Origin of the sequence: Pantoea sp. ANP04 (genome assembly GCF_041982285.1) — a bacterium.
In the GTDB taxonomy this organism is placed as follows: Bacteria; Pseudomonadota; Gammaproteobacteria; order Enterobacterales; family Enterobacteriaceae; genus Pantoea; species Pantoea eucalypti.
This window is the reverse complement of the sequence record NZ_JAUTYS010000011.1, coordinates 138020-155668: the sequence shown is the minus strand read 5'-3', so window position 1 is coordinate 155668 and position 17649 is coordinate 138020. Positions and strand designations below refer to the sequence as shown.

Sequence of the window (17649 nt, the reverse complement as noted above, 5' to 3'; positions counted from 1 at the left end):
CTGCTCTCCTTTTTTCTTTCAGCGTCGGGGAAAAGTGGGGTGAGAGCAAGAAAAAACCGGCGTGAAAAAGCGGTTTTTTCCATAAAAATAATTCCCGTGGCTTCACATTTCCGGCTCGCGTCAGGGTTAAATAGACAGATAAGGTCTAAAGTTGGTCCTGTGGTCAATGCGTTACGCGCGGCCGCATTTCGGACAAGGAGAAAAACCGATGACAAAAATTGAGGTAAACGCCAACCCACGGCGTCAGCGTTATGCGCCCTTTCTGCTCACGTTGCTGCTGAGCGTTCCCGCTTTCACCACCCATGCCGACGATAACAGCCGCATGCTGAACAATCAGCCGCAGCCGCCGGACGTTCGTTTAGGGCCGCTGTTTAACGCCGTGCAACAGGCGAAGTTCTATCCCGATCAAAAGACCTTTGCTGATGCCGTGCCGAAATTCGATCCCGCCTCGATTCTTGCCGACTGGCAGATGCAGAAGAAACAGCGCAATTTCGACCTGAAACGTTTTGTGGATACCAACTTTACGTTGCCCGCTGCGGGCGACAAATATGTCCCGCCCGCGGGACAAAACCTGCGTGAGCACATTGATGGCCTGTGGCCAGTACTGACCCGCACCACCAGCAGCGTGGGTCAGTACGACTCGCTGCTGCCATTGCCAAAACCCTACGTGGTGCCTGGCGGGCGTTTCCGCGAAGTTTATTACTGGGACAGCTACTTCACCATGCTGGGGCTGGCCGAGAGCGGACACTGGGATAAAGTCCAGGATATGACGGATAACTTCGCCTCGCTGCTTGACCGCTATGGCCACATTCCCAACGGCAACCGCAGCTACTACCTGAGCCGTTCACAGCCACCGTTCTTCAGCATGATGGTCGAGTTGCTGGCCACGCATGATGACGGCAAAGCCTATACCCGCTACCTGCCGCAATTGCAGAAAGAGTATGACTACTGGATGGCCGACAGCGATAAAGTCGCGGCCGGTGCCGCCAGCAAGCGGGTGATTAAACTGGCGGATGGTACGTTGCTCAATCGCTACTGGGATGCGCGCGACGTGCCACGTACTGAATCCTGGATGGATGATATTGCCACCGCGCAGAAAGCGCCGCAGCGCAATAAAGCCGAGCTCTACCGCGAGCTGCGTTCCGGTGCCGCGTCGGGCTGGGATTTCAGTTCCCGCTGGTTCACCGATGCGCATAATCTGTCGACAATCCGCACCACACAGCTGGCGCCCGTTGACCTTAACAGCCTGATGTTCCACCTGGAGCAGACGCTGTCAAAAGGCTACCAGATGAATAAGCAGAGCGATCTGGCAAAGCAGTTTGTCGATCGCGCAGAGAAGCGTCAGGCGGCAATCAACCGCTATCTGTGGGACAGCAAACAGAACTGGTACGCCGACTATGACTGGCAGAAAAAACAGGTCCATCCGCAGTTAACGGCTGCTGCGCTGTTCCCGCTCTATCTTCAGGTAGCCAGTGACAGGCAGGCTGAAAGCACCGCCAGCGCGGTAGAAAAACAGCTGCTGAAGCCGGGTGGTCTGGTAACAACCACCGTAAACAACGGTCAGCAGTGGGACGCACCGAATGGCTGGGCCCCGCTGCAGTGGGTTGCCGTGGAAGGTCTTGAGCACTATAACCAGCCGAAACTCGCAAAAGAGGTCGGCTTACGCTTCCTGCAAAACGTCCAGAACACCTATGACCGTGAGCATAAACTGGTAGAGAAATATGTCGTTGACGGCAAAAATCTTGGCGGCGGCGGTGGCGGTGAATATCCGCTGCAGGACGGCTTCGGCTGGACAAACGGCGTCACGCTGAAACTGCTCGATAAGTATTGCCCGAAAGATAAAACCTGTAACAGCGCCCACGATATTCCTCAGGCGTCTGCCTCACAAAACTAAGTCACTCTGGATACCTCTGGCCCCGCCGGAGGTATCCGCACTCCCTTTCAGCGAATTTTACTTGACCTTCTTTCATCTACAGGCAAAATTGCAGCCAATTTACAAAAGGTAATAGTTCTCATTATGATAATGAGATTGCCTATCAATAATTTTATTCCCCCGCCTGACCCTTTGCCAAGAAAGGAATTTTGATGAAACTGTCATTGTCGCTGAAAGGTTATGTTCACCTCTGCACCCTGGCGCTGACTGCGCCTGCTCTGAGTTTTGCTGCTGATATGGTCGTGACTGCCCAACCGCTGGAGGATTCGACCACGCCCACCCAGGGCTATCTGGCGACCACCAGCCAGGGCGCAACCAAGAGCGATCGTCCGTTGATCACCACGCCGCAATCGATATCCGTAGTCACCCGCCAGCAGATGCAGGATCAGGGCGCACTGACCCTGAATCAGGCGCTGGGTTACAGCTCAGGCGTCTTTACTAACTTCGGCGGGGCCGCTACCCGTTACGACACCATTGCCCTGCGCGGCTTCCACGGTGGCGATGTCGATAACACCTTCCTCGACGGGATGCGGCTGATGAGTGACGGCGGCAGTTTCAACATCTTGCAGGTGGATAATGCTTTCCTGGAACGCATCGACGTGATCAAAGGCCCCTCTTCCGCGCTCTATGGCCAGACAGTGCCGGGCGGACTGGTGAACATGGTGACTAAACGTCCTCAGTTCGCGGAAGAGGGTCACATTCAAGTGCAGGCGGGCAGCAACGCGACCACCGGCACGATGTTTGACTACACCAATGCCATTAATGACCAGTGGGCGTTTCGCCTGACCGGCGTAACCCGCAATAGCGATACCCAGTACGATCATACCCGTGAAGAGAAATATGCGCTGATGCCGCAGCTGATGTGGCAACCTGATGAAGATACCCATCTGATTCTGAAAGCCTACCTGCAAAAAGATCCGTCAGGCGGTTATCACGGTTCAGTGCCGGGTGACGGCAGCCTTACCGAACACAACGGCTATAAGTTGAGCAACGGCTTCTATGAGGGCAACAGCGATCTTGATCAGTTCAAACGCCACGAGCAGATCTACAGCTTCGATTTCGCCCATCGCTTTAACGACGTCTGGTCGTTCTCATCAACCGGCAGTTACAGCCACTCGAATGTCGATCTCGATCAGGTTTATCAGATTGGCTGGGATGAAAATAATCCCGATCTGCTGAATCGCTACTACTCTGGCGAGCGCTCGTCACTCTCCGCCTGGTCCACGGATAACCGCTTACAGGCGGAGTTCAACACCGGCGAACTGGAGCACCGCGTCACGCTGGGTGCCGAGTATCATCGTTACAAAAATGAGATTAGTGAGGCTGGCGGTCCGGCTAACCAGCTGAATGCCGTGACCGGCGATCAGGTGGGCGATATGCCTGAGCAGACCTGGGCAGATAGCACCCGCCGTTACTACCAGACCGGCCTCTATCTGCAGGATGAGATGAAGCTGGATCGCTGGCATCTCGATCTCTCCGGCCGTTACGATCGCATCGTCGCACAAAACAGCGGCAGCGATCGTCGTCAGGATGATCACATTAGCGGACGCGCGGCGCTGCTCTATGCCTTCGACAACGGCATTTCGCCTTATGTCAGCTGGAGCCAGGCGATTACCCCGACTGCGCTTACCGATCCCAACAATAACCTGCTGAAGCCGACCACCTCAGAGCAGTATGAAGCCGGGGTGAAATATCAGCCGGTGGGCACCCGCGATCTTTACAGCATGGCGGTTTATGACCTGACGCAGAAGGATGTGGCAAACCGTAATGTTAAAGACGGCACCTTTACGCCATCGGGCAAAGTCCATTCACAGGGTATTGAGCTGGAAGCACGTAATCAGTTAACCCCGCGTCTGAGCACCGTGGCGAGCTATACGCTGAACCATCTGCGCTTCAAAGATTCGGTGGATGGCAACAGCGGCCATACGCCGTATGTCACCCCTAACAGCATGGCTGCACTCTGGGGTCACTATCAGTTTGATTACGGTCTGAGTGCGGGCGCGGGCGTGCGTTACATCGGCAAACAGTGGGCGGACAATGAAAATACCACGCGCGTGCCGTCGGTGACGCTGTTTGATGCATCAGTGCGGGCCGATCTGGGTGTCTGGAACAGCAGCCTGAAAGGCGCATGGGTTCAGGTCAATGCCAATAACCTGACCGACCGCACCTATGTAGCGGGCTGTTACGGCACCGGCTATTGCTACTGGGGCGCGGAGCGCAGCGTGATGGCGACTGTCGGTTACGACTTCTGATAGCAGAGTAAAAGATAAAAAAAGGGGACGAATCGCTTCGTCCCCTTTTCTGTTAAAACTGTTACGGTTAACTGCGTACTTTGCGGTACACGAACAGCACCACGATGGCACCGATCACTGCGACCACAAAACTGCCGAAGTTAAACCCATCGACGCGGCCGAAGCCAAACAGCGTACTGATCCAGCCACCCACTACTGCACCGATAATACCCAGTACAACAGTCAGAATGAAACCGCCACCGTCTTTACCTGGCATAATCCACTTCGCCAGAATACCCGCGATCAAGCCAAAGACGATCCAGGAAATAATACCCATCTGTTGCTCCTTCCTTTTTATGATTAAATCGTGAACGCCTGATTTATCAAGCGGTTTACCGCGATAAGTATAGCCAGCATTTTGAAAATTGCTCGTCCGCTCACAGTTATTATTGATGACGAGCAAATTAAAGCTTTTTCCAGCCGCGCCGATAACCGTGACGAGGCAAAAAAAGAGTGTAAATACAGTAACCCCTTGTGGAGCAGGACGTGAAAGAAGCCGACCAGGAACAATATTTAAAACGTGGCACGCTGGCGGTTCTGGGCGTTATGAAAGATTTGCTGCGATTGCAGACGCCCTTACTGGTGCGCTTCCCGCGCGGGCAGTTTATCAGCCGGATGCTGACTGCCGATAAAGATCGCGTGGTGTTTGACCTCGGCAGTAATAACCTGGATAACGAGTACGCACTAACCAGCGATGATCTCAGTATCACCGCTGAAACCTTTGGTGCAAAAGTGGAGTTCAGCCTCACCTCACTGGAAAAAATTGAGTTTGAAGGCTTACCCGCTTTCAGCTCACCGCTGCCGGACCTGCTGTGGCAGATTCAGCGACGGGAATTTTTTCGGGTCTGCGCACCGATGGAGCCGCAGTTCTGGTGCCACACCCTGTGGCCGGATGGCAGTAAAACGCGTCTGCGATTACAGGATCTCTCTCTGGGCGGTATCGGTGTGCTGGTGGATGAACCGCTGCCGGAAGGCTTGCAGAATGGCGACAGCTTCAATCAGTTCCGGGTTGAGCTGGGCGAATATGGCATTTTTGAAGTGCCGGTGAAGCTGTTGAGTATTGGCGAACGCTGTGTCGTGAACCGCAAAAATGAAACCCTGATTACACCCCGCCTGAGCTTTCGTTTTGCCACGCTGAATCCGGCACAGGAGCGACAGCTTCAGCAGATTATCTTTGCTCTTGAGCGCCTGGCGCGCGATAAATCGACCCGATTCCAGTAACCGCTTTATGGATGCGCCACACAGGTGGGCCGCATCCAGGCTATGCTTCTTGCTTGTTTTCTTTTAAACCGGAACCCAGCAAGGAGACCCTCCCCAATGGAAAACTGGCTCTCTTCACGTCGTTTTCACGCCCTCTTTTTTAATCAGGAACTCTGGCTCAACAGCGCTATCGTTATCGTCTCTACCCTGCTGATTTACTGGGTATTACGTACCCTGATTCGCTTTATCTCCAACCGGATTGCCCTCTATAGCGAACATCGTCACGTCCGCGCCACTGCGATTCTGGTGGAGATATTGCGCAGCACCAGCCAGACACTGCTGCTGATCTTTTCGCTGCTGATTGCCCTGAAGTTTGTCGACCTGCCTGCTTCATGGAGCGTGACTATTGCGCACGGCTGGTTCCTGGCGCTGATTGTGCAGCTCGCGCTATGGATAGACTGCGGCATCCGGCTATGGCTGAAAAGCCTGCTGCGCGATCCGATTCATGTGCGTAATCCGGTGACGACGGTGATCCTGGGCATTCTGCTGCGGGTGGTGGTCTGGATCATGATGTTCCTGGCCATTCTGTCGAACATCGGCATTAACATTACGGCACTGGTTGCCAGCCTTGGCGTTGGCGGTATCGCGATTGCGCTGGCAATTCAGACCGTGCTGAGTGATGTGTTTGCGTCGCTGGCGATAGGCTTTGACAAGCCGTTTGAGCACGGCGACTTTATTGTGTTTGGTGATATTGCGGGCACTATTGAACATATTGGCCTGAAAACCACGCGTCTGCGCAGCCTGAGCGGTGAGCAGATTGTTTGCTCAAACACTATTCTGTTGCAGCAGACCATCCATAACTACAAACGCATGCAGCAGCGCCGCATCGTCTTTAAGTTTGGTATCAGCTATGCCACGCCCTCTGATCAGGTTCGGGCGATCAGCCCGCTGGTTAAAGAGATTATCCAGGACATTGAGACGACCCGTTTTGACCGCGCCCACTTCCTGGCCTTTGAAGACTCAAAGCTGACCTTTGAAGTGGTCTATTTTGTGCTCGATGCGGATTACAACAAATACATGGATATTCAGCAGGAAATTAACCTGCAGCTGATGGCGGCTCTTGAAGAGCGTAACATCCGCTTCGCCTTCCCGATTCGTCAGGTGGAGTTCAGCGGCGGCAATCTGCCTCCGGTGGATCTGGTTGCGGTGGAAAATGAAGATGGCGAGGTGCGCAGGATGGCGCGCTAAACCCAGGCCCGCCCTCCTGTATTGGGATGGCGGGCAGGGATACCGGTGCGGCCAGAACCGTAAGCGCATCGGCTGTCCCACCTTCCCCTATGGCGTTCTGCAATTCAGTCTCACCGTTTACTCATGCCGGTAACAACTTACACCGAGATACTCACTAAACGCTTCCTGCAGCACATCTGCCGTCGCTGAGTGATTCATCGCCACGTGATGCTCAAAGCCATTACGGCAGATCCACGCCAGCAATGTTTCCAGCTGCGGCACCTGAATCACCGCACGACAGCCCACCGTGTCCAGCGGATCGGTGACCGACATTCCCTCACCGACATAGGCTTTGATTTCGCCGCTAAAATCGTCGGTTGAAAGACGGAAGTAGGTCAGATCACCCTGCTTCATCCGGCCATGCACTGCACCGCAGGTGTTCTCTTTGCCCACCGTGGTGCCGATGATATCGGCCGTGCCCATCGTCGGTGACTCCAGGCTGGCACTGGCGAAGTTACCACAGTGAAACAGCACGCATTTGTCCCGTTCATCGCCAAAGTTGTTGTTCCAGTCCGCCAGTAAGGCAGGACTCAGCGAACAGCTGGCGAGCGCGTACATCGACAGCGCGCCCATCACGTCTACTTCGCAGGCGCTGGGCATCAGCTGGCCCGACATCACGCTCATGATTGAGCAGACGTTAATCCCCAGATTCTCCTGCAGTGAGGTCCAGCACTGAATAGCGGTGGTATCAATATCGTTGTCACTGATCCATTCGCTGATCACCACAAACAGTTTGGCCATGGTCACCAGTTTGTCACCCGGAATGCCGCGCGCATCAGCGTTAGCCTCCAGGATTTCACGCTTCTCTGCTACGCGGATATCATCATCGCGCAGCCGGTTGGTACGCGTAAAAATCTCCGATAAATCCAGGGTTTCCACCGCGATGCCCATCTTCTCCAGCAGCTTTTCGCTATAACGCACGGTGTTAAATCCGGCGGGCCGCGCACCAATGGCGCCGACGCGCACCCGACGCATAGCATTCACGACACGACAGAGCTGGCTAAACCGCTGCAGATCCTGCCTGAAGACCTCACCGCTCAGGGCGCAGACGTGCTGGCGGGTCAGGGTAAACGGAATACCATATTGCCGCAGGTTATTGCAGAGCGAAATTTTGCCGCAGAAGCTGTCGCGACGGGTCGCCAGCCCCATTTTATCGAGATTATCCTCTTCCGCCTGCACCAGCACTGGCACATTCAGGCCGGCCAGACGCAGTGCTTCTGCAATCGCTTTTTCATCACCAAAGTTAGGCAGCAGCACCACAATGCCGTGAATTTTTTCGCGGTGTTCGCGAAACAGTGCAGCGCAGATTTTTGCCTCCTGCCGCGTCTCTACGCCGCCCAGGTTGGTCTGGGTTTCGTCCAGCATGACGGTATTGATGTTCATTTTTTCAAACAGCGCGACCGCCTGCTGGCGCGCCTCGCCCACCAGATAGCTGGGAAAAAACCCCCGGTTGCCAATAATGACACCGAAGGTTAACTGCTGAGGAAGTGTTGACATGGCTCTGCTCCGGATAAGGATTAATGTGGCTGATAACGACAGCGTGCAACGGCATCGATCCAGCCTTTATAATTTTCCTGCATACGCTGCGCGTTCTCTTCACGCGGCAGGATGACGCTGCCGCCCTGTAAAGCCTGCATATCACTGCCCTGCTGCCACCACCCCAGCACTTTGCCTGCCAGCAGTGCCGCGCCCAGCGCGGAGACCTCAGCGGTCGGGACCCGCTGCAACGGCCGCTGCAACACATCGGCCTGTAACTGCATCAGCCAGCTATTTTCAGTGGCGCTGCCATCGACACAGAGCGCCGGAAGCTGCTGTCCGCTGGCCTGCTCCATCGCGAAAAAGACATCGGCGATTTGCCAGACGATCGACTCCAGTGCCACCCGCGCCAGCTCGTCGGGTGTTGCGGCATCCGTCAGTCCGCACACCATGCCGCGTGCCTGAAGATCCCACCAGGGCGCGCCCAGACCTGAGAGCGCAGGGACAAAATAGATGCCCTGATTGTCGTCGCAGCGTTGCGCCATCGCGGTCAGCTCACGTGGATCCTGTACGCCGAGCAGTTTACCCAGCCAGGCGGCACCGGAACCGGTGTGCGTGATGTTGCCTTCAAACGCATAACGCAGCGTGCCGTCATGCCAGGCCACCGTGGTGCTGAGGCCATTTTCCGTCAGCAGCGGCGTTGCCATGGACATCATCAATGAAGAGCCGGTGCCGTATGTGGCTTTCACCACTTCAGACTCGCCGCGGCGTTGCGCCTGCAGCGCGGCATGGGAATCACCAATACGCGCCAGAATCGGCGTGCCTGCCGCCAGACCGGGAATGTCATTTACCGCCACCACGCCCTGTTCACTGGCTGAAGAGGTGATGCGCGGCAGTGCGGCGCGCGGCAAGTGAAACAGCGTCAGCAGCTCGTCGTCCCAGTCGTTGAGGTGCAGACTGTAGAGCTGCGTGCGGGAGGCGTTGGCGTGATCGGTGATAAAGACTTCGCCCGCGCTGAGCTGCCAGGTGAGCCAGCTGTCGACCGTGCCGATGCAAAGCTCGCCGGCAGCCGCCCGCGCCGCGCCCTCGGGAATGGTGGCCAGCATCCCGGTCAGCTTGGCGGCCGGAAACATCGGATCAACAGCCAGCCCGGTCAGGCCGGTGATGCGAGGCGCTTTACCCGCCTGCCGAAGGTCGCGACAGAATGACTCGGAGCGTCGATCCTGCCAGCTCACCAGCGGTGTCAGCGGCTGACCATCACGCCGCTGCCAGATCATCACCGACTCACGCTGATTACTGATCGCCACCGCCGCGACAGGCGCACCTGCACACGACGCCAGACAATGGGCGATGGCCTGTTTTACCGCCTGCCAGATTGCCACAGGATCCTGCTCAGCCAGACCGGGCTGCGGGTGTTGCAGGGTTAAACTCTGGCTACCGCGTGCCACCACACGGCCGTCGCGATCAACCGCAATCGCCTTGGCATTGGTGGTGCCTTCGTCAATCGCCAGAATCAGAGGTCCCACCATGTTTATGCTCCTGCGCAGATGCGCGCTGCACTGTTGACCACGCTGCGGGCATCAATGCCGTGATGGGCGCGGGTGGAGGCGCGATCGCCTGCAATCGCATATTCCCCATCCGCAATGCCAAGCCGCAACAGCGGGATGCCACAACCGCCTTCCGCCAGCACCTCAGCCACAAGGCTGCCGACGCCGCCATTGACGTTGTGCTCTTCCACGGTAATCACCGCTGGATAGTGATTTAGCAGGTTGCGCAGCTGTTGGGTATCACAGGGTCGAATCGATGGAACCGCGATCACACCGGCTGAAATGCCCTGTTCAGTCAGTTGCTCGGCGGCGTGAACCACCTCGTGAACCGTTGAGCCCATCGCCACCAGCGCGATGTCACTGCCTTCCCGCAGCACATCGATCGCGCCTGGTCTGAACTGATAATTTTCATCGTGCAGCTGCGGCAGATCTTTGCCATCCAGACGGATATAGACCGGCCCGACATGCTCAAGGGCGTAGTCGATGATCTGGCGGCACTCCAGCGGGCAGGAAGGCGCATAGATCTCAATATTGCCGAATCCGCGCATCACCGCGATGTCATCAATGCTGTGATGGGTGCTGGCTAACGGGCCATAACTGGCCCCGGCATTCAGCCCGAACAGTTTGACGTTGGTGTTGTTGTAGCAGACATCGACTTTCACCTGCTCATTGGCACGTGACACCAGAAACGGCGCGGCGTTACAGGTCACCGCGACTTTGCCGCCCAGTGCCAGACCTGCCGCTGTTCCCACCAGCGTCTGCTCGGCGATGCCGACATTAATCAGCCGGTCGGGAAATGCCTTAATAAAGGGGGCAATTTTGGCGGTTGAGGTTGAGTCGGCCACCACAGGAACCAGATCCACGCCGCGATTCACCGCGTCGATAAAGGCCGTCACCATGACGCTTGCTAAATGTTGTGCATTACTCATCTTTCAGCTCCTCCAGTGCCAGTGCGATCTCTTCGCCTTTCGGCACCCGGTGATGCCATTCCGCCTTGCTCTGGATAAAGGAGACGCCAAAGCCTTTTTCGGTATGCGCCACAATCACCTGCGGTTTGCCGTTCTTCGGCAGGTTTTCAATGGTGTCGACCACTGATGCCATCGCATTGCCGTTGCACTCGGTGACCTCCAGCCCAAAGGCGCGCCATTTTTCCGGCAGCGGATCGGTGTTCATGATGTCGCGGGTCGCACCTGCCAGTTGCAGCTTGTTCTTGTCATTGATGATGATCAGGTTATCGAGGCCGTAATGCGCCGCCACCAGTGCCGCTTCCCAGTTACTGCCTTCCGCCAGCTCACCATCGCCGGTGACCACAAAGATGCGGCGCGAACTGTTATCTTTTTTCGCCGCGATAGCGATACCGACCGCCACAGGCAGGCCATGGCCCAGCGCGCCGGTATTGAGTTCGACGCCCGGCGTTTTCTGCCGGACCGGATGGCCGGGCAGATGCGAGTCCGCGTGCTGATAGGTCGCCAGCCAGTCGGTCGGGAAGTAGCCCGCTTCCGCCAGCACGCAGTAGTAGCCGCCCACCGCGTGCCCTTTCGACTGGATGTAGATGTCACGCTGATTATCATCCGTGCGATCCGGTGCGCAGTTCAGAATGCGAAAGTAGAGCGCAGTGAGGATCTCCACCTGCGACAGGTCAGCGCCGGTATGACCGCCTGCCGGGCTGCCTGCGTTAAGCTGGATGATGCGCCGACGGATAGCCCGCGCCCGGCGCTCAAGGTCTTCGACCGGAAGATTGAAAGGATTCATACACTACCTCTGAATTTTAAATCGGTTATGAATATATATTCACGCCAGTTAAAAAATTTTGTGCCTAAAAAAGTGTGTGGCTGATAAAGGTCTTGTCCTCTGTTCACCACACTGCCCGTCACTCCGGGCTGACTGCTGCCGCTTATGCAGAATCGCTTAGCGGTGCACCCTGCCCGGACGGCGATAAACCAGTCAGGATTTAGCCGGTGCCCCCTCCTCAATTAATGCTTTCTGCGCCGCGACCGCCGCCTTCTGCTGCATCCGGCTCTGAGTCTGGTCGATGATGACCGCGATGATGATGACGATGCCTTTGATCACCATCTGCCAGAATTCGCTGACGCCCATCATGATCAGACCATCCGCCAGAAAGCCGATGACGAACGCACCGATCAGCGTCCCGACAATCGTGCCACGTCCGCCCGCCAGTGAGGTGCCGCCCAGTACCACAGCCGCAATGGCGTTCATCTCAAACGCTGTGCCGTTTGCCGGATGGCTGGCGACCAGTTGTGATGAGACCACAATGCCGGCAATCGCTGCGCAGAATCCCGACAGGGTATAAACCAGAATCTTCACCTGACGGGTTTTCACGCCTGAGAGTTCAGCGGCGCGCTCGTTGTCGCCGATGGCATAAACCTGACGGCCAAACGGCAGGCGACGAGCGATATAGGCGATCACCAGCGCCAGCACCACCATCATCCAGATGGCATAAGGCAGCCCGAGAAAGGTGCCGGCCCCGATTCGATCGAAGCCGGTATTACCCAATAGCGGATTACCCTGCAAACCGGGAAAGGTTTCGCCACCGGAGGTCAGCATCGCCGCACCGCGCAGGATGTACATGGTGCCAAGGGTGCAGATAAAAGGTGCGACGTTGTAGCGGGTAATGATCCAGCCGTTGCCTGCGCCAATAAGCGCACCGATCAACAGCACGACCGGCACGATTACCCAGACGCTGGGGAAGATGGCGATGCCAAACATCGGCAGCACAATCCCTTTGGTGATCAGCCAGCCCGCGATCATGCCGCACAGCCCCAGCGTCGCCCCAATCGACAGGTCAATGCCGGCGGTGATAATGACAAAGGTGATACCCAGCGCCAGAAAGGCGTTGATGGCGATGTGTTTCACCATGATCACCAGACTGCCGGTGGCAAGAAAGTCCGGCACGGTGATGGCGAAGAAGCCGACAATCAGAATCAGCGCAATAAAAGTACGCAGCTTCAGAAGCAGCAGCAGAATGCTTTCGCGTGAACTAAACGCTTTCGCCGGAAGTGTGTTCAGCGCGACGCTGTTATTGCTTTTCATGCTCAGAACCCCTGCGCACTTGCTTTCACCAGCGCTGCCTCTTCCGCCTGGTCTCGCGGAAGGTCAGCCGTAAGTTTGCCGCCCGACATCACCAGGATGCGATCGGCTACCGCCATAATCTCTTTCAGGTCTGAGGTGGAGAACAGCACCGCAATACCCTGCTGCGACAGCGCCACCATCATGCGAAACACCTCCGCTTTAGCCCCGACATCAATGCCGCGACTCGGCTCATCCAGCAGCAGCAGACGCGGATTCGTCAGCAGCGCGCGGCCAATCACCACTTTCTGCTGGTTGCCACCACTCAGTGCGCTGATCGCGATGTCCGGCGAGGAGATTTTGATTGCCAGATTACCGACCGTCTGAGTCACTGCCTGCTGCTCCGCCCGGTGCGCAATGGCAAAGCGGTGCGACAATCGCCGCCACAGGCTGGCGATGGTGAGATTACTGGCAACTGACGAGACCGGGAAAATCCCGGCGCGTTTGCGATCCTCCGGCACCAGACTCATCCCCATGCGGATGCGATCGGCAGTGGGCAGGCGCGTAGGCAGCGGTTTACTGTCGAGCCACAGCTTGCCCAGATAGTGACGCTGGCTGCCGAGCAGACACTCAAACAGCTCCGTGCGACCCGCCCCCATCAGGCCGTAGATACCGACAATCTCCCCGGCCCGCACCTGAAAACTGACGTCATCAACCAGGGTATTGCCGTTGGGGCTGACGCAGGTGATGTGCTGCGCCTCAAGAACCGGCGCGCCAAACTCACGCTCGTCCGGCAGGAAGGTGGTAACCGGCTCACTGCCGAGCATCTCGCGAACGATCCACGGCACATCGATGGTGCTGACCGGCGCTTCTGCCTGAAAGCGTCCGTCGCGCAGAATCGTAATCACGTCGCCAATTGCCATCAGCTCTTCCAGCCGATGCGAAATATAAATGAGGGTAACGCCCTGCTGCGTCAGGTCGCGGATGACCCGGAAGAGGATCTCAACTTCGGTTTTACTCAGCGCCGAGGTGGGCTCGTCAAGAATCAGAATGTCTGCATCTTCCGCCAGCGCTTTAGCGATCTCCACTAGCTGCTGCTGACCCACTTTGAGATTGCCGACCCGCTCACCGGGCGGGATAGGCTGGTCAAGACGCGCCATCAGTGCGGCGGTGCGTCGTGCCTGCTCCGCCTCATTGATCGGCGCCAGGCCACGCTGGATCTCCCGGCCCAGAAACAGGTTCTCCGCCACGGTAAGGTTTTCAAACAGATTCAGCTCCTGATGCACCATGCCGATGCCGTGCCGGGCGGCATCGCGGGTGCTGCTCAGCGTCAGCGGCTCACCATTCAGAAACAGCGACCCGGCGGTAGGCTGCTGCACGCCCGCCAGAATCTTCATCAGCGTCGATTTGCCCGCGCCGTTTTCACCGATAATCACATTCACTTTGCCGCGCCAGACCCGGTAATCGACGCGATCCAGCGCCAGCGTGCCGGGAAACAGCATGGAGATCTGTTCGGCCCGCAGAATAATTTCATCTTCCATCAGGGCGTCCCCCGCTTCAGCTCAATCGCCACCACCTCTTCAACGCTGTTCTGCCCGATGCTTACGGCCAGCAGCGCCTGCACTGGCTGGTTGACCCAACTGGCATCCAGTGGCGGCAACTGCTTCACTGCATGACGGTTGAGTGCCCGGGTGAGCTGGGCGTACTGCACCTGATTAGTAAATTCTTCGAAACGGAAACCGGCGGCATCCCGGATAGCGTTGCTGCGCAGTACCGGGCCAACGCTGATCGCCACCGGCTTACCATTAATCATCAGCGTCAGCGTGCGTTCACGCGGGTTACTCTCATCAAAAGCGCTGGCCGTCCCGCTGGCCCGCACAAAGACACTTTCGCGGCCGCCAGATTTCACCGTCTGACTTTTCGCTTCCATGTCGGCCCAGCTCAGCGCGTGGCTGTTCGCAGTGGCCATAACACGCGGCTGCCAGGTTTCCTCCGCAATCTGCTGCGGCATCTGGGTGGTATAGCTGGGCTTCGCGTACGGATCTTTCGGCATGATCGGGTTACCGTCCGCATCCAGATCCACCACGGTGCAGGCGCTGAGCAACGCCATACCGATCAATACCGCCAGTATCCGTTTCATGATTATTTGGCCAGGTTGAAGTTTTTCAGCTTCGCGGCGTTGCTTTCGTCAATCAGCACGCAATCCATCAGCTGCTTCTCCTGCTTCTGCGCTTTGCCGTTCTTCAGGTAGTAATCCGCCTGCGAGACCGCCATCTGCGCCTGATCCCAGCCCGGCTGCAGCACCGTCGCTTTGATATTGCCTTTGTTGAGGATAGAATCGCGGGTGTAGTCACTGCCGTCGAAGCCCACCACGATCACCGATGTTTTTCCCGCGGCTTTCAGCGCCGCTTCTGCGCCCAGTGCCATGGTGTCGTTGCCGGAAATCACGCCCACGATGTTGGGGTGTTTTTGCAGCAGGGTTTCCATGCGGCTGAAGGCTTCGGTCTGACTCCAGTTGGCGCTCTGCTGCGCCACCATTTTCATGTCGGTATAATCATCCAGTACATCGTGATAACCCTGCGACCGCACGCCCGCATTGGTATCAGACTCCTTGCCGAGCAGTTCAATGTAGTCCCCTTTGCCGCCCAGCAATTTGGCAAATTTCTCTGCACCCAGCTGCGCGCCCTGATAGTTATTGGAGACGATCTGCGCCACGGCGATGCCGGTTTTATTAATTTCACGGTCAATCAGGAAAACCGGGATGCCGGCATCTTTGGCTTTCTGCACCGGTCCGACGGTGGCGTCCGCACCGGCGTTGTCCAGAATGATCGCTTTGGCTTTTCGTGCAATTGCGGTCTCAATCAGCTGGTTTTGCTTATTAACATCATCGTCATGCGACGCCACCAGCGTGGCGTAACCCAGCTCTTTGGCTTTGGCCAGAGCGCCTTCCGCCTCGGCTTTAAAGAAAGGGTTGTCATGGGATGGGGTGATAATCGCCAGCAGGCCTTGCTCCGCCGCCAGCGCCGTTGCAGAAAAAGCGATCATCGAAGCCAGCAGGGTCAGTTTAATCAGAGGACGAGTCATTATTATTCTCCGCTTGAATATATATTCACATGCGATTTTATATGCATAATGACTATGCGCCTGCGCGGACACGCCGTCCAATGCGCGATCTTTAAAAAGCGAAAACGATCACAAATTAGCCTGCGTTGTGATTTTGATCATCCTGGTTAACAATACCGGGCAGATTCAGAGAGGGAAAACCGATGGCAAAACAGGATGAACAACGACTGATGGTGAAGATTGCCACGCTTTACTATGTCGAAGGGATGAAGCAGTCCGACATTGCGCAGTCACTGACCTTATCGCAGTCGTTTGTCTCACGCATACTTAATCGCAGCGTGAAAGAAGGTGTGGTCAAGATCAGTGTGGTGCCACCGGCCAACGTCTATCCGGAGCTGGAAAAGGCCATTGAACAGACCTATAACCTGCCGCAGGCGATTGTGGTGGATGTGCCCGAGCAGGCGTCGTCGCTACAGATTAAACAGGCGATTGGATCGGCGGCTGCTCACTATCTGGAGACCCGGCTGCGTAATGATGAACTGATTGGCATTTCGTCATGGAGCGGCACTATCCGGGCGATGGTAGATGCGCTGCATCCGCTTAACAGCGCCTGTAAAGGGGTGATTCAGCTGCTGGGCGGCGTTGGGGCTAACGGCAACGTGCAGGCCACTATTCTGACGCAGAATCTGGCGGCGCTGCTGAACTGTCCCGCCTGGCTGTTGCCGTCGCAGTCAATTGAGCATTCGGTCACCGATCGTCAGCGACTATCAGCCAACGCAGAGGTCGCCGAAGTCCTGAGTAAATTTGATCAGGTAGACCTGGCGATTGTCGGTATTGGCGACCTGGAGCCGTCAGCACTGCTGCGCAACTCCGGCAACTACTACGATGGCAACATGCTGCAGACGCTGGCAGCGCGCGGCGCAGTAGGCGATATCTGCCTGCACTACTTTGATGCCTGTGGTCAGCCGGTGCTGAAAGCCGAGGAAGATCCGGTGATTGGGATGGAACTGGTGCAGGTTAAACAGTGCCCGCAGGTCGTGGGGCTGGCAGGCGGACGGGAAAAAGCGCAGGCGATTCGGGGCGCGTTGCTGGGAGGTTACATTAAGGTGCTGATTATCGATTATCCCACGGCGCGACTACTGCTCACGCCGCAGGAGTAATCACACCCCATCAGATTGTGCGGTAGGCTGTGGTCACTTTCCAGAGATAGCGCGGTGCCTGCGCCGCCGGATGCTTTTTCTGTACGTGCTGATAAAACTCATCCGGGGACATGGAATTAATCATCGCAATGGCCCGATCGCGATCGCTGGAAAACGTCCTCAGCAACGCCCCTGCACCGTTGGCATAAGAGACGATGGTGGCATAACGCAGTGTCAGCGGATCACGAATGCCTGACAGTGCTGAATTCTGCAGAATACGGATGTAGGCGGTGCCGATATCAATATTTTTGGCCGGATCGCGCAACTCAGCATTCGATGGCTGACCACGACGGCCCAGTGTGCGATAGACCTCGCGCCCGGCAGTTGACGCTTTAATCTGCATGAGACCCACCGCATTAGAACGGCTCACCACGCCCGGATTTCCTCCCGACTCGACACTGATAATGGCGCTGATCAACTTCTCATCAACGCCATAATGACTGGCGGCATCTTCGGTAAACATTGCCCAGGTCCCATTGACGCTGGACGGGGGTGCCTGAGTTAATGGCGTGTTGCGTTGCTTAACGACCTGATGCGGTGGCTCGCTGGCACAGCCGGTCAGGAGTAACGCCGGGAGTATAAGGTGTCGGATTTTCAGCAATTTTTCGTCTCTTAGCTGTTGTGGC

The 17649-nt window shown here is 56.7% G+C and carries 15 protein-coding genes; 5 read left to right on the top strand and 10 right to left on the bottom strand.

The features are described from left to right. Nucleotides 1-208 precede the first annotated feature (208 nt). A complete protein-coding gene (gene treA / locus Q7C21_RS15975) occupies nucleotides 209-1894 on the top strand; it encodes an alpha,alpha-trehalase TreA (protein ID WP_375150876.1) in 1686 nt (561 codons plus the stop codon). 191 nt (nucleotides 1895-2085) lie between these two features. After that, entirely contained in the window at nucleotides 2086-4185 is a 2100-nt protein-coding gene (locus tag Q7C21_RS15970; RefSeq protein WP_039661054.1) for a TonB-dependent siderophore receptor, read from the top strand. A 67-nt stretch (nucleotides 4186-4252) separates the two neighbouring features. Here the strand turns inward: Q7C21_RS15970 and Q7C21_RS15965 are convergent, their stop codons facing one another. Then, nucleotides 4253-4501 (bottom strand): GlsB/YeaQ/YmgE family stress response membrane protein, encoded by a 249-nt coding sequence (locus Q7C21_RS15965; RefSeq protein ID WP_003851381.1) that lies wholly within the window; start codon nucleotides 4499-4501, stop codon nucleotides 4253-4255. Between the two features lie 209 nt (nucleotides 4502-4710). On the opposite strand from Q7C21_RS15965, the gene Q7C21_RS15960 reads away from it, so the two are divergent. Then, a complete protein-coding gene (locus tag Q7C21_RS15960; protein ID WP_008925965.1) occupies nucleotides 4711-5445 on the top strand; it encodes a flagellar brake protein in 735 nt (244 codons plus the stop codon). Between the two features lie 96 nt (nucleotides 5446-5541). Continuing rightward, the gene (locus tag Q7C21_RS15955; RefSeq protein WP_375150875.1) at nucleotides 5542-6672 is read left to right on the top strand and encodes a mechanosensitive ion channel family protein; all 1131 of its coding nucleotides are present in this window, start codon (nucleotides 5542-5544) and stop codon (nucleotides 6670-6672) included. Nucleotides 6673-6789: 117 nt separating this feature from the next. On the opposite strand, the gene Q7C21_RS15950 is transcribed toward Q7C21_RS15955, so the two are convergent. The 8 genes from Q7C21_RS15950 to Q7C21_RS15915 all read right to left on the bottom strand — a co-directional run bounded on the left by Q7C21_RS15950 (nucleotide 6790) and on the right by Q7C21_RS15915 (nucleotide 15845). After that, nucleotides 6790-8208 carry an L-fucose/L-arabinose isomerase family protein gene (locus Q7C21_RS15950; protein ID WP_375150874.1) on the bottom strand — a complete coding sequence of 473 codons (1419 nt, stop codon included), beginning with the start codon at nucleotides 8206-8208 and terminating at the stop codon, nucleotides 6790-6792. 20 nt (nucleotides 8209-8228) lie between these two features. Then, nucleotides 8229-9716 (bottom strand): FGGY family carbohydrate kinase, encoded by a 1488-nt coding sequence (locus Q7C21_RS15945; RefSeq protein WP_003851386.1) that lies wholly within the window; start codon nucleotides 9714-9716, stop codon nucleotides 8229-8231. A gap of 2 nt (nucleotides 9717-9718) precedes the next feature. Beyond that, nucleotides 9719-10663 carry a transketolase family protein gene (locus tag Q7C21_RS15940; protein WP_033762428.1) on the bottom strand — a complete coding sequence of 315 codons (945 nt, stop codon included), beginning with the start codon at nucleotides 10661-10663 and terminating at the stop codon, nucleotides 9719-9721. Continuing rightward, nucleotides 10656-11486, bottom strand: a complete 831-nt coding sequence (locus Q7C21_RS15935) for a transketolase (RefSeq protein ID WP_033762432.1) — start codon at nucleotides 11484-11486, stop codon at nucleotides 10656-10658. Before Q7C21_RS15935 ends, Q7C21_RS15940 begins: the two co-directional genes overlap by 8 nt. Nucleotides 11487-11678: 192 nt before the next feature. Further along, the gene (locus Q7C21_RS15930) at nucleotides 11679-12785 is read right to left on the bottom strand and encodes an ABC transporter permease (protein ID WP_375150873.1); all 1107 of its coding nucleotides are present in this window, start codon (nucleotides 12783-12785) and stop codon (nucleotides 11679-11681) included. Between the two features lie 2 nt (nucleotides 12786-12787). Further along, nucleotides 12788-14302: a sugar ABC transporter ATP-binding protein gene (locus Q7C21_RS15925; protein ID WP_140033522.1), complete on the bottom strand. Its 1515-nt coding sequence runs from the start codon at nucleotides 14300-14302 to the stop codon at nucleotides 12788-12790. Further along, the gene (locus Q7C21_RS15920; protein WP_375150872.1) at nucleotides 14302-14901 is read right to left on the bottom strand and encodes a DUF2291 family protein; all 600 of its coding nucleotides are present in this window, start codon (nucleotides 14899-14901) and stop codon (nucleotides 14302-14304) included. Before Q7C21_RS15920 ends, Q7C21_RS15925 begins: the two co-directional genes overlap by 1 nt. A 2-nt stretch (nucleotides 14902-14903) precedes the next feature. Then, a complete protein-coding gene (locus Q7C21_RS15915; protein ID WP_003851394.1) occupies nucleotides 14904-15845 on the bottom strand; it encodes a D-ribose ABC transporter substrate-binding protein in 942 nt (313 codons plus the stop codon). Between the two features lie 182 nt (nucleotides 15846-16027). On the opposite strand from Q7C21_RS15915, the gene Q7C21_RS15910 reads away from it, so the two are divergent. Next, the gene (locus Q7C21_RS15910; protein ID WP_375150871.1) at nucleotides 16028-16984 is read left to right on the top strand and encodes a sugar-binding transcriptional regulator; all 957 of its coding nucleotides are present in this window, start codon (nucleotides 16028-16030) and stop codon (nucleotides 16982-16984) included. A gap of 10 nt (nucleotides 16985-16994) precedes the next feature. On the opposite strand, the gene emtA is transcribed toward Q7C21_RS15910, so the two are convergent. Beyond that, nucleotides 16995-17624 carry a membrane-bound lytic murein transglycosylase EmtA gene (emtA, locus tag Q7C21_RS15905; RefSeq protein WP_003851398.1) on the bottom strand — a complete coding sequence of 210 codons (630 nt, stop codon included), beginning with the start codon at nucleotides 17622-17624 and terminating at the stop codon, nucleotides 16995-16997. Nucleotides 17625-17649 lie beyond the last annotated feature (25 nt).